Raw genomic sequence first — 12,315 nt, 5'->3', positions numbered from 1 at the left:
TCTTCCCATTCCGAACAGAGAAGTTAAGCCCGCCCGAGCCGATGGTATTGCCGTAACAGGTGGGAGAGTAGGTCGGTGCCTTTTTTTATACAAACCCCTTATCAATAAAATGATAAGGGGTTTTTTGCATTTAAAGAGTTTTGAAGATTTAATAAATTATAAATATTGTGAATATTTGCTAGATTTAAATAATATTTAAAAGGATCTGGAAATGAATAAGGCACAATTAATTGAAATCGAAAGAGAAACTGAAAATACAAGACAACTTTTGTCGAGATTAAAGGAAGAACATTTTTCCTATAAACCTCACGAAAAATCTATGTCGTTAATACAATTGGCAAGCCATATAGTCGAATTACACAACTGGATGAAAGAAGCATTGTCAGGAGCGTATTTTGATTTTCCAACTATGTATAAGCCTTTTGAAGCTCAGTCGGTGCAAGAACTATTAGATGTACTGAATAATGGTTGTGCTGAAAATGTTGAGGTTATATCAAACATTACTGAAGAGGATTGGAAATCGATTTGGAAGCTAAAAGCTGGTGATTATGTTATTGCCGAAGTTCCTAAGTCAGCAGCGTATAGATTTATTATTCAAAATCATTTGGTGCATCATAGGGGACAACTAACGGTATACATGCGTATGTTGGATATTCCTTTGCCAGGTCTTTATGGTCCTTCAGCTGACGAGAAATAAATTGATAAAAAATATATAGAAGATATTTATCGATATGTTTTTTTTCTGCCAAAGGATTGCATTAAATGACACAAGACTGTAATAGAAAAGGAGACTCTTTTGAAGTCTCCTTTTCTATTACAAATATATTTATATATTATTTAGCTAATTCTTCAGCAATAGCTTTACCAATCTCAGCAGGAGATTCTACTACGCGAATACCACACTCACGCATGATAGCCATTTTTGCGGCAGCAGTATCATCAGCACCACCTACGATAGCACCAGCGTGTCCCATACGACGTCCCGGAGGCGCAGTTTGACCAGCGATGAAACCAACAACTGGTTTAGTACCGTTTTCTTTAATCCAACGAGCAGCTTCAGCTTCCATGCCACCACCGATCTCACCAATCATGATGATACCTTCAGTTTCTGGATCGTTCATTAACAACTCAACAGCTTCTTTCGTTGTAGTTCCGATAATTGGGTCACCACCGATACCGATAGCTGTAGAAATACCTAAACCTGCTTTTACAGTTTGATCAACTGCTTCGTAAGTTAATGTACCTGATTTAGAAACAACACCTACTTTACCTGTTTTGAAGATAAAACCTGGCATGATACCAATTTTAGCTTCTTCAGCAGTGATGATACCAGGACAGTTAGGTCCGATTAAACGAGAATCTTTGTCACTCAAGTAAGATTTTACTTGAATCATATCTTTAGTAGGGATACCCTCTGTAATACAAACGATTAATGCGATACCAGCAGCAGCAGCTTCCATGATAGCATCTGCAGCAAATGCTGGTGGAACAAAAATAATAGAAACATTAGCACCTGTTGCATCAACAGCATCTTGAACTGTATTGAATACTGGACGGTCTAAGTGAGTTTGACCACCTTTACCAGGTGTAACACCACCTACGACTTGCGTTCCATACTCAATCATTTGAGACGCGTGATAAGTACCTTCTGTTCCAGTGAAACCTTGAACGATAACTTTTGAATCTTTATTTACTAATACACTCATTGTTCTAATTTTTAGCAGAGCAAATCTACCATTTTGTAACGACTTCTGGAAATATTGCTTACTCTATTCAGTCTTTTTTTTATTAAAACTTTATTTTCTTCAGGATATCCCAAAGAACTATTCCAATTGTAACAGAGACATTAAAAGAATGTTTTGTGCCAAATTGTGGAATCTCAATACAGCCATCGACGATTTGCATCACTTCCTCATCAACACCGTGTACTTCATTGCCAAATACAAAAGCATATTTATCGTTCGTCGATATTTCAAATTGCTCTAACGAAGTAGAGTTCTCGGCTTGTTCGATGGCGAAGATTTTATAACCTTGTTGTTTTAATTGCTGTAGAGCTTCGGTAGTTTCTTTATAATGTGTCCATTCTACTGATTGTGTTGCTCCTAAAGCTGTTTTTTCAATTTCACGATGAGGGGGTGTCGCTGTAATACCGCACAATAGGATTTGCTCGATAGCGAATCCATCAGCAGTGCGAAAGGCAGAACCAACATTGTGCATACTGCGTACATTATCCAGTACAATAGTAAAAGGTGTTTTTTCTAATTCTTTAAATGATTCGACATCAACCCGATTGAGTTGATCCATTGATAACTTCTGCATGCTACAAAAATACTTAATTTATAATCGTAATGATAGATAAATAACTCGTAAATTTTATTTACCTTTGCAGTATTAAATAAAGGATTCGGAGAGAAACTTGAAAATAGATTTTGAATATTGAATAATACTCGTTATTTTTGCAATCCGAATTTAGTATAAAAAAGTTTATAAAATATATAGCTAATAGAAATGGCAAATCATAAATCAGCGATTAAAAGAATTAGAGCTAACGCTGCGAAGCGTTTAAGAAACCGTTACCAAGCAAAAACAACTCGTAACGCAATCAAGAAATTACGTAATACAACTGACGCTACTGAAGCAAAAGAATTATTACCTCGTGTTGTTTCTATGCTTGATCGTTTGGCTAAGAAAAACGTTATCCACAAGAAAAAAGCTTCTAACAACAAATCTAAATTAACTAAATTAGTTAACAAGTTAGGTTAATCTTTGGATATAAAGATATAGAAGGACACAGAAATGTGTCCTTTTTTTATTTTATAAAATTAAAAGGTTCGATTAATTCGAACCTTTTGTTTGTAATATCTTTTGGATAATTCCATCAAGCTTTTGTGGCTGCATTTTATACTTTTCCAAGTCATATAATTCTACTTTACGAAAATCTATTGGATGACTTTCTGATTGGAGATAAATATACCCTTCTGTAATTGCTTTGCCATCTTGCTTTACAGCTGGATTGTGTCCTTCTACCATATCGCCACCTATTGTAGGCTTTGAATACTCTATGACTGTTTCGCCTTCTAAAATGTGACGAATTACAGAATCTCCTAATACTACAAATTCAGCTGTCACCCACTTGTCACCGTGATAGGTTTTTGATTTTGAATTAATACAGTGCGGAGTGAATAATTTATCATTCATAACCACATTGGTGCCTGGTGTACAAAGATTGGATGTAGTGCGCTCAGATTTTATATCATCAGGACCTCCTAAGAATTGTGCTTCAATAGAAATGGGGAAATTTTGATCCTTCCACATCGTTTTTGGATCTTGACCGTGTAACATAGCTCCACTATTGCGCCAAGCCCAGCCTTCACCACCTTTTGCTTGTTCACCTACGAAACGATATTCTACGCGTAATACATAATAGGAAAAAGGGGTATTATAAGCTATATGACCATAGCGGAAATTAAAATCATCATATTGATCGTATCTAACTTTCATCATTCCATCTTCCACGCGAAATGTATTTCCAAAGTTTTCTCCTACTTTATAATTTCTAATTTTAGGTGTCCAATTTTTTAAGTTTTTTCCATTAAATAATTGGATTGCCTCAGGTACTTCTTTATTCACGTCGAGTGACTTACTTTGCGTAGAGCATGATAGTGCAGATACTGCCACTAAAGCAGACCAACATAGGTTTTTAAATTGCATAAATTTTATTTAAGTTAATATCTTAGTTATAATAAAGTGTTTTGATGTTTCACATAATCACTTGGACGTACTCCAATTATTTTATTGAATGTATTACTAAATGTTGGTAAACTACTGTAACCTACTTTCAAAGCTACTTCATTAACGCTTAACTTTTCATCCAAAAGAAGTTTTAGTGCGGTGAGCATCCTCAGAATAGTGTAATACTGAATAAACGACATATTTAATTCTTTTTGAAAGAGCCTAGCAAGTGTTCGCTCACTTATATCAAAGTTTTGAGCAAGAATTTTGAAACTTATATTTTCAGAAATATTTGCCTCTAAATGTTTTACGATATCTTTTAATTTTGGATTTTGTGGATATGGTAATGCTAGTGGTAACTCAGATTGTGATAGTTCTGGTAGTATTAATTTAAATGCCTTTGCTATGGAATATTTTGGTTCTTCGACAGGAAATATATTTCCATTCCAACGATTGGTAAACATAATTAGTTCGATTAGCAAATCATTTACAGGATAAATATTTATTCTATCATAAAACTCTGTATCAGTTTCATACTGAGGGAAATAAAGGTTTCGCATTATAACATGAGAAGAGCTTGGATGTATGCTGTGTTTTACACCAGCTGGAATCCATATGTAATGTCTCGCAGGAAGGAAGTATGATTTTGTTGCAGTTTTTAAGAATACTACACCGCCTTCTGTATATAAAAATTGTCCTTTTTTGTGTTCGTGCTCACCAATGTAACTATCCCCCATTAATGCATGATGACAATAAATACTGTCCTCGAATGCATCTACTTCGGTCATGTAATACTTATTTACATATTCCTTTTCCATATGCTATATTTTAAAACAAATTTCTAGTTTTTAAGTTAAAATACCAAAAAGTAAGTGTTTGGTTACTTTTTTGATTTGTTTTACTACTTATTTTTACTTGAGTATCCCTAGAATTTATGGCTTAAATCAAAAAAAAAATACTAAAATAAACTATTAAAGTATTATTTAACTGAGTAGTATTTTGGTAGCTGACTGATAATCATTTGGTTATATTTAAATTGGTTGTATAGATAACTATCTGACTGAAAATAATAATATTGTAACTTTTATTATCATTAATATTGTATTATTATATGATTATTAGAGACATAACAATTCATTATATAGTTTGCATATGGATTTAAAAAGAATACGATTGGAATCTCTCCGAGATAAAGTAATGTCAGCTGATGCTGCAGCCCAATTGATACAAGATGGCATGGTTGTAGGTTCAAGTGGATTCACAAAAGCAGGGGATAGTAAAGTTGTACTTCCGGCTTTAGCTGAGCGCGCTAAGAGGGAAAAGGTTAAAATAACGTTGATGACTGGTGCATCACTAGGTCATGATACAGACGGGAAGTTGGCAGAAGCAGGGGCATTGACCAAACGTATGCCTTTCCAAGTTGATCGTACACTAAGAAATAAGATCAATGCGGGAGAGGTGTTATTCATTGACCAGCATTTGAGTGAAGCTGCTGAACTATTACACAACAAAAATCTTCCTCAGGTGGATATTGCTGTATTGGAAGTAGCATATATTGACAGAGATGGAAGTTTTGTTCCTACAACTTCGGTAGGTAACTCTTTAACTTTCGCTAATTTGGCTAAACAGGTAATTTTGGAAGTGAATACGGTTATACCAGAAGAATTCTATGGTATTCATGATATTTACCAAGCGGAGGATTATCCACATCGTAATGTAATCCCGATTGTAGCACCTTGGAATAAAATAGGTCGTAAAACAATTCCATTAGACCCAAATAAAGTAGTTGCGATCGTATTCACTGACAAAAAGGATAGTCCAGCTGATATCGCTCCTCCAGATGAGAAAACTTCAAGTATCGCAAAGCATATTCTTAATTTCTTCGAAAATGAAGTGAAATTAGGCCACTTAACTGAACGTCTTTTACCGCTTCAAGCTGGAATCGGAAAAGTTGCAAATGCTGTTCTTACTGGTTTTAAAGATAGCAATTTCTACGATTTGACAATGTTTTCAGAAGTATTGCAAGATAGTACATTTGATTTAATTGACTCTGGGAAATTGAGTTTTGCTTCTGCATCTTCGGTTACCGTTTCACAGGAATGTTATGATCGTGTGTTTGATAATTTAGCAAAGTACAGAGATAAATTTGTGTTAAGACCACAAAATATTTCTAATACTCCAGGCTTGATTCGTCGTTTAGGCGTCATTGCTATCAATACCGCAATCGAATTTGATATTTATGGTAATGTAAATTCTACACATATTTCGGGTTCGAAAATTATGAATGGGATAGGGGGATCTGGCGATTTTGCACGTAATGCATACTTGAGTATTTTCGTGGCACAGGCAGCTTCCAAAGAGAATAAAATTTCACACGTATTGCCGATGGTTTCACATGTGGATCATACAGAGCATGATGTAGATATATTGGTTACAGATATTGGTTTAGCTGATTTACGTGGTTTAGCACCTCGTGAGCGTGCGCAAAAAATCATTGATAATTGTGTGCATCCTGATTACCGTGAAGAATTGCAATCCTATTTTGATAGGGCTTGTGCACGTGGAGGTCATACGCCACACATTCTAGAAGAAGCATTCAGCTGGCACATACGTTTGGCTGAAACAGGTAGCATGAAAAAGAATTAATAGTAATACTTCTTAGTTTTTATTCAATGAAAAGTCGTGATCTATATCACGGCTTTTTTTGAATATTTTCTTCTACGTATTATTTGTTGAATAACACCAATTATAAATAATAGCACTATTGGAGATGCGACATTGATTAATTGCCATTTGAGTTTTTGTTGATTTACAGTTGGCTGATCTAGTAATCTTAATTTAATCTCGCGATTACGAAGTGTTATTAGATCTTTGTCGCTGGTCATGTAGTCTACTATATTTTCTAAAAAAACTTTGTTTGCAAACTGCTTGTCCGCATAACGATCCCAGCCCAATGGATAAGGTGAATTATCCTTATTGTTGACACTATTTATAAGCCAATCTCCATCCGCTATTACCATCATTTTGGCTGGTTTAGAAATGTTTGAGAGATTCTCAGGCGTGTTAATTCCTTCTGGCGCAGGTCTGTTTTCAAAAATATAAGGGAAATTTCCAGAAAGTAAAACTGCTATAGGCTTTTGTTTACTTTGAAATGTAGCAGGATCAGGAAGGTTTTCTACCATTTGTAAGGAAATAATTGATCCTGTATTGTATATCTTATTATATGGAGAAGACTCTAAAATAATTTCTTTTTTAATTTTAGGAGAAGCAATAGTATCAATACTTCCGACAAAATCAGTTCGTATACCATCAAGATTTTTGGTGATTGGATGTTCTTTTGTTGGAATCAAAATTGGACTAAAAAGCCAAGGTGTCAACTCAATTTGTGCTTGACCATTAATATTACCCACAGACATAGGTATTTGCGCACAATTCATATCAGCAATTAGATCATAGTTTAATCTTGCACCATATAAAAATAGTTGATCATCTATATTTAGTTCTCGCCCAATGAGCATTTGCGAACTAGACTTTCTTAAATAATCCATCTCGGCATCTACTTGGTCAATAGCCCAAATAACTGATCCTCCATGACGCACGTAATAATCAATTTTATACTTATGACTTTCTGGAAATTTTGTTTTTGGCTTAGCAATAATAATTACCGCAAATTTTTTCAAATCTTCTAGTTCAATAGAATCTAGATTGACTCGACCAACTTGGCTTGTTTGAGTAAAAGTATGCATGGCATCATATAGCTCCAAATCAGATGGTTCGCCATTACCCTCTGTAAATCCAATATAAGTCTGTGTAGGGCGAGAGAGCTTTTGTATTGCTGAAATAAAGCTGTATTCCAAGTTTTGAATAGAATTGTTCAAAATTTGATCTGGACTCAAACCTATTTTGTTTTGTAATAGGTTTACATTTATTTCTTGATCTCCTTTGTTAACTATTGCATATGGGAAGATCAAATTCTGAGAAAATCCATTATCATTTTTAATACTAAGATTAGTTGGTTGTAGACTTCTATCAATAAGTGCATCAAATAATTCTTTTTTTTCTTGATCAGAACCTTCTTGAGGATTTATGATGTTGACTTTAATATTGCCATTGGATAAGTAATTAAAATCTCGAGCCATATCAATAGCAGCTTTTTTTAGTCGTTGAAAACCGCTAGGTAATTTCCCCTCTAAGAAAATGGTGATATAGATATTATTATCAGTCTTTTTTAGAATTTCTTTTGTTGTTGGTGAAAGAGTATATCTTTTATCCTGAGTAAAATCAATTCTACCGAAATTTTGAGTGATAAAAGATTGATTAATTAGGAAGATAATTAATAGCGTGATTCCATATACGGTAAATGTTTTGGAGCTAGGTCTAAATTTTCTACCCAAATGTCCAATCGTTAAAATTAAAAATAGCGCAATAAAACTTATAAAATAAATCAAATCAGCGACCATCATTACTCCTCTGCTCAACGCTTCGTAGTGATATTGAATCCCAACAACTGCTATTGCATCTTCATATTCATAGAATGAGGAAAACTTGCTAATAGCATCGAATCCATAATAGCCGAAAAAACAAAGTACTACAGCTAATAGGAAAGCAATGATAGGATTATGCGTTAATGATGAGCTGAAAATCGAAATTGAGGTAAATGCAGCTGCCAATAAAAATAATCCTAAATAGGAACCTATGGTGCCACCAATATCAATATTACCTATAGGTGATGCTAGTAAATAAAGAGATATTGGATAAATAAGCGTTGGTAATATCGAAAAAAAGGTAACAGTATAACTTCCCAAGAATTTTCCTAAGACAATTTCTGATAATGATATAGGCTTACTAAGAAGCAAATCAAAAGTTCCATTTGCTTTTTCACCTGCAATACTCTGCATAGTAATTGCAGGCACTAATAAAATGAGAAGATATGGGGTGAGCTGAAAAAATGTTTCTAATGTTGCATAATTATTATCCAATATAGATGATTCAGGAAATATCCAAATCAATAAACTTACAACAAATAGAAATAAACCTATAGCCAAATAGCCTATAAATGAATTGAAATAAGTAACGATTTCTTTTATATATATACTACGCAATTTCTTCAGGTTTTAGCGTCGAAAATACCAATTATTGGTTCTAAAAACAAAATCAAATGAATGTGAAATGCCTATTTTGTAAGTTTTACAAAAATTTCTTCCATCGTAAGGTTTTGATAGTGCTGCTCTTTTTCTTTTAATAGAAATTGATCTTTAATCACACCTTGATGAATAACGATTATTTCATCACATATTGCCTCTACTTCTTGCATCAGATGTGTGGATAGAATTACCGTTTTATCAATAGCAAGTTCACGAATAAGTTGTCGAATTTCAATAATTTGATTGGGATCAAGACCTGTAGTAGGTTCATCGAGTATGAGCACTTTAGGATCATGAATAATAGCACAGGCTAAGCCGATCCGCTGTCTATACCCTTTGGACAGCTGTTTTATTTTTTTATGCTTCTCCTTGCTTAATCCTGTCCGTTGAATAACATCATCAATACGAATTTTGTTATTACGCAACTTATTCAATGCATTATGAAATTCAAGCATCTCCTGTACGTACATATCCACATACAAAGGGTTATTTTCAGGTAGATACCCAATTATCTTTTTAGCTTCTAAAGGATTTTCTTGAATATTAATGGAATTGATCCAACAATTACCAGTTTGTATGGGATTAATGCCAGCAAGAGTTTTCATCGTAGTAGACTTACCAGCGCCATTTGGGCCCAAAAAACCAATGATACCATTGTCCTGTGTGTGAAACGAAATGGCATCTAAAGCTTTTTGTTTTCCGTATTGCTGCGTAAGATTTTCTACACGTATTGACATAGCTAACGATTGATGAAAGATGATTTTAATTGTCTTTTTTTAATATAGAAATCTAGAGCTTTTTGCGCATCAGCGGGTCTATCTGTACTCAAAATATCAGCCCCATTCTCTATATATTCTGCATAGACTTGATAACCTCTGCTCGCCGCTTGTTTGTCTAAGTTTCCGATAGTACCTAAAATTGTCTTGATTCCATGAGCATGAAGTAAGTCTACCAATTCTGCTTTTGGTTGAGTAGTGCCGACAAATGCAACCAACCGATTATCTGGTATACCTGCTTCGGCTAATTTGACTAAATCTTTTTGTGATTTGACACTTGCTGAAATCATCAAGTCTGGGTTGATACGATTTAAAGCTCTCGCTTGATTAGCATTGTAAGTAATTACAATGACGGATGCTTGCGCGCTAGTTTTTTGAATTACTTGAGCTAGTAATGTGTATGGTACGTCTTGCTTAACATCTAACGTAAATACTACTTTACCTTTTCCCCAGTTTAAAGCTTCTTCTAAGGTAGGAATTTTATATTCGGTAATTTCGCCATTGTCATCTTTTAATTTCAATTCTTTTAATTCGGCTAATGTATGTTTTCCTATTCTTCCTGTACCATTTGAAGTTCGATCTAATGTCTCGTCATGCATCAATACCAATACAGAATCTTTGGACATTCGCACATCTGTCTCAATTATCAGTGGAAATTGCTTCGACCAATATTCAAATGTCTCTATTGCGTTTTCGGGATATCCGTCAGTATCTCCGCCGCGATGTGCACTAACTAATGGGTATCTATCCTCACGGTAAGTAAAAAACTCATACAAGTCTTCCAGCGTTGAGATCTTGAAATTCTGCGCTGAAAAATTCGTTTCAATTGTATTTATTTCTGTGGAATCTTGTTGATTATCCGATGATGGATTTCTGAAACAAGATGACAGAACAAGAATAAATACTGCTAGAAAGGACGAGTTTATAGTTCTTTTCATTTGGTGTTAGGATAATTTTTGATCAATTCAATGATGTCCTCCAAGGGGGTGTGAATTTGCTCAAATTTAATATGTGCTTTTTCGTAATAATCCGATCGCTCTCTTAGTTTTGAGTCAATAAATTCATACAATTCGTCGCCAGCTAATCCTTTCAAAACGGGTCTTTTATTCACATCAGACTGACTTAGTCTCGACCAAAGGGATTTACTTGTATGGTATAGATAAAGAGAAAGTCCATTCTGATTGATCCAATCCATATTATCAAAATAACAAGGTGTACCGCCGCCGGTCGAGATTACAGCAATTCTTCCTGCTTGTTTCTTTAGAAATTCATTTTCTAATTTCCTGAAATTATCTTCGCCGTGCGCATTGAAATATTCGGGAATGGTCATGCCGATATTTTCAACTATTTCATGGTCTAAATCCACAAATGGCAAATCTAATGCGTTAGCAACTTTCTTACCCCAAGTCGTTTTGCCAGAGCCCATGAAGCCAACTAAGAATATAGGTTTGTCCATTGCTATTTTAAATAGTTATTTATTAATTCTTCTTTAGAAGGGAAAGTATCTTTTGACCATTTTTGAATCACCACACCATTTTGTAATAACATCACACCTGGATTAGATCGTACCATACTTTTCAATGGAATAGCATCTGCATAAAAAGTTTCTAAAATCAAATCCAATTGATCATTTAAGTAGTCAACATCAGAACTCGCACTTGCTGTTAATAAGATAGCACGAAGGTTGTATTCTTCACTCAAGGATTTAATTGTTTGATTTATCTTGTCAAGAGCTAAGAAGTCTGCAGGAGTAAATTTTGTCACATCTACACTTGTCACGATGAAATTGTAATGAGGATTTTCAACAATTTCTTGTGTATGATTCTCTCCTTCAAAATCAGTAATCATCAAATCTGGAATTGCCACTTGATAGCCTTTTTTGATTAATCGGGTCACCGGTTCGCCAACAATTTCCCAACTTTCATCTTCCCAGATTTTTTGACTCATATATTCTTTGTCATTTATTTTTTTCTCTTCGCCTGTCTGTTTGTTTTTTAAATTGTAAATATGCTCAAATTCATCTTGCGCAGCTCCTTCCGGAATTTTCATTAGAGAAGGGAGGTTGTTTCCCACCTTATAAGGTAAGAAATCTAAAACAGGTAAATACTTATACGTATAAATACCAGCACCAAAAGAAAATACAACTGTCAATAGTGTCAAAAGATTGTTTACAGCAGAGCTTTTAAATATTTGCTTGATTTTATTTCTTTTTATAAAAATAATACCGATGAATACCAATAAAACTAAATCTTTGATGAATGACTGCCATGGGGTCAAAGGAATAGCATCACCAAAACATCCACACGAAGTCACGACATCAAAAAATGCAGAGTAAAATGTCAGAAATGTAAAGAAAATAATTAACAGAAGTAATCCCCATGCTACTGAATTGCGAGCTATGCCCAATAACAACAGGATTCCTAATATCACTTCCAAAGCACATATTATAATTGCAATCCACGCGCTGTAATCATTCAAAAAATTAAGATTGAATACGTGAAAATATTCTTGAAGTTTGTACCCAAATCCAATGGGGTCATTTGCTTTTATTAGCCCCGAAAAAATAAATAATAGACCAACAAAAATGCGTGATATCCACAGGAGAATATCAGGTTTTGCCGATGTGTTTTGTAATGGACTGTAAAAGGAAGTATCTGACATAT

Annotated in this window: 12 protein-coding genes and 1 rRNA gene; 4 read left to right on the top strand and 9 right to left on the bottom strand. The window is 34.3% G+C overall.

Features of this window, described 5'->3' with window-relative positions:
* Window positions 1–84: ribosomal RNA gene (rrf, locus tag GOQ17_RS11355) — 5S ribosomal RNA — on the top strand; the annotation flags it as partial.
* A gap of 127 nt (window positions 85–211) precedes the next feature.
* Window positions 212–697, top strand: coding sequence for a DinB family protein (locus GOQ17_RS11350; protein WP_159637521.1), 486 nt, complete (start codon window positions 212–214; stop codon window positions 695–697).
* Between the two features lie 136 nt (window positions 698–833).
* Here GOQ17_RS11350 and sucD read toward each other — a convergent pair whose 3' ends face one another.
* Complete coding sequence (gene sucD, locus GOQ17_RS11345; protein ID WP_159637520.1) at window positions 834–1,706, bottom strand: succinate--CoA ligase subunit alpha; 873 nt, start codon at window positions 1,704–1,706, stop codon at window positions 834–836.
* Window positions 1,707–1,788: 82 nt separating this feature from the next.
* Window positions 1,789–2,319, bottom strand: a complete 531-nt coding sequence (locus tag GOQ17_RS11340; RefSeq protein WP_159637519.1) for an RNA methyltransferase — start codon at window positions 2,317–2,319, stop codon at window positions 1,789–1,791.
* A 189-nt stretch (window positions 2,320–2,508) separates the two neighbouring features.
* Here GOQ17_RS11340 and rpsT point away from each other — a divergent pair, with 189 nt between their 5' ends.
* Window positions 2,509–2,763, top strand: coding sequence for a 30S ribosomal protein S20 (rpsT, locus tag GOQ17_RS11335; RefSeq protein WP_159637517.1), 255 nt, complete (start codon window positions 2,509–2,511; stop codon window positions 2,761–2,763).
* Between the two features lie 72 nt (window positions 2,764–2,835).
* On the opposite strand, the gene GOQ17_RS11330 is transcribed toward rpsT, so the two are convergent.
* Complete coding sequence (locus tag GOQ17_RS11330; protein ID WP_159637516.1) at window positions 2,836–3,711, bottom strand: 3-keto-disaccharide hydrolase; 876 nt, start codon at window positions 3,709–3,711, stop codon at window positions 2,836–2,838.
* Between the two features lie 26 nt (window positions 3,712–3,737).
* The gene (locus GOQ17_RS11325) at window positions 3,738–4,550 is read right to left on the bottom strand and encodes a helix-turn-helix transcriptional regulator (protein ID WP_159637515.1); all 813 of its coding nucleotides are present in this window, start codon (window positions 4,548–4,550) and stop codon (window positions 3,738–3,740) included.
* Between the two features lie 334 nt (window positions 4,551–4,884).
* Between GOQ17_RS11325 and scpC the strand changes: the two genes are divergently transcribed.
* Window positions 4,885–6,378: a succinyl-CoA:acetate CoA-transferase ScpC gene (scpC, locus tag GOQ17_RS11320; protein WP_159637514.1), complete on the top strand. Its 1,494-nt coding sequence runs from the start codon at window positions 4,885–4,887 to the stop codon at window positions 6,376–6,378.
* Window positions 6,379–6,419: 41 nt separating this feature from the next.
* Here scpC and gldG read toward each other — a convergent pair whose 3' ends face one another.
* The 5 genes from gldG to GOQ17_RS11295 form a co-directional block, all read right to left on the bottom strand.
* A complete protein-coding gene (gene gldG, locus GOQ17_RS11315; protein ID WP_159637513.1) occupies window positions 6,420–8,834 on the bottom strand; it encodes a gliding motility-associated ABC transporter substrate-binding protein GldG in 2,415 nt (804 codons plus the stop codon).
* Window positions 8,835–8,905: 71 nt separating this feature from the next.
* The gene (locus GOQ17_RS11310; protein WP_159637512.1) at window positions 8,906–9,613 is read right to left on the bottom strand and encodes an ATP-binding cassette domain-containing protein; all 708 of its coding nucleotides are present in this window, start codon (window positions 9,611–9,613) and stop codon (window positions 8,906–8,908) included.
* A gap of 2 nt (window positions 9,614–9,615) precedes the next feature.
* The gene (locus GOQ17_RS11305; protein WP_159637510.1) at window positions 9,616–10,590 is read right to left on the bottom strand and encodes a glycerophosphodiester phosphodiesterase family protein; all 975 of its coding nucleotides are present in this window, start codon (window positions 10,588–10,590) and stop codon (window positions 9,616–9,618) included.
* A complete protein-coding gene (locus GOQ17_RS11300; RefSeq protein WP_159637509.1) occupies window positions 10,587–11,108 on the bottom strand; it encodes a shikimate kinase in 522 nt (173 codons plus the stop codon). Before GOQ17_RS11300 ends, GOQ17_RS11305 begins: the two co-directional genes overlap by 4 nt.
* A gap of 2 nt (window positions 11,109–11,110) precedes the next feature.
* The gene (locus GOQ17_RS11295; protein WP_159637508.1) at window positions 11,111–12,313 is read right to left on the bottom strand and encodes a BT_3928 family protein; all 1,203 of its coding nucleotides are present in this window, start codon (window positions 12,311–12,313) and stop codon (window positions 11,111–11,113) included.
* Between the last annotated feature and the right edge of the window lie 2 nt (window positions 12,314–12,315).

Origin of the sequence: Sphingobacterium composti (assembly GCF_009829075.1) — a bacterium.
In the GTDB taxonomy this organism is placed as follows: domain Bacteria; phylum Bacteroidota; class Bacteroidia; order Sphingobacteriales; family Sphingobacteriaceae; genus Sphingobacterium; species Sphingobacterium composti.
Note: the sequence above shows the minus strand (reverse complement) of the source record. Positions and strands in the feature narration are given on the sequence as shown.

What these genes read in the sequence shown, in the direction of transcription:
- GOQ17_RS11300 (WP_159637509.1), bottom strand. Translation starts at nt 11,108, where the DNA reads ATGGACAAACCTATATTCTTAGTTGGCTTCATGGGCTCTGGCAAAACG.
- scpC (WP_159637514.1), top strand. Translation starts at nt 4,885, where the DNA reads ATGGATTTAAAAAGAATACGATTGGAATCTCTCCGAGATAAAGTAATG.
- GOQ17_RS11350 (WP_159637521.1), top strand. Translation starts at nt 212, where the DNA reads ATGAATAAGGCACAATTAATTGAAATCGAAAGAGAAACTGAAAATACA.
- GOQ17_RS11295 (WP_159637508.1), bottom strand. Translation starts at nt 12,313, where the DNA reads ATGTCAGATACTTCCTTTTACAGTCCATTACAAAACACATCGGCAAAA.
- GOQ17_RS11310 (WP_159637512.1), bottom strand. Translation starts at nt 9,613, where the DNA reads ATGTCAATACGTGTAGAAAATCTTACGCAGCAATACGGAAAACAAAAA.
- sucD (WP_159637520.1), bottom strand. Translation starts at nt 1,706, where the DNA reads ATGAGTGTATTAGTAAATAAAGATTCAAAAGTTATCGTTCAAGGTTTC.
- GOQ17_RS11330 (WP_159637516.1), bottom strand. Translation starts at nt 3,711, where the DNA reads ATGCAATTTAAAAACCTATGTTGGTCTGCTTTAGTGGCAGTATCTGCA.
- GOQ17_RS11325 (WP_159637515.1), bottom strand. Translation starts at nt 4,550, where the DNA reads ATGGAAAAGGAATATGTAAATAAGTATTACATGACCGAAGTAGATGCA.
- rpsT (WP_159637517.1), top strand. Translation starts at nt 2,509, where the DNA reads ATGGCAAATCATAAATCAGCGATTAAAAGAATTAGAGCTAACGCTGCG.
- GOQ17_RS11340 (WP_159637519.1), bottom strand. Translation starts at nt 2,319, where the DNA reads ATGCAGAAGTTATCAATGGATCAACTCAATCGGGTTGATGTCGAATCA.
- GOQ17_RS11305 (WP_159637510.1), bottom strand. Translation starts at nt 10,590, where the DNA reads ATGAAAAGAACTATAAACTCGTCCTTTCTAGCAGTATTTATTCTTGTT.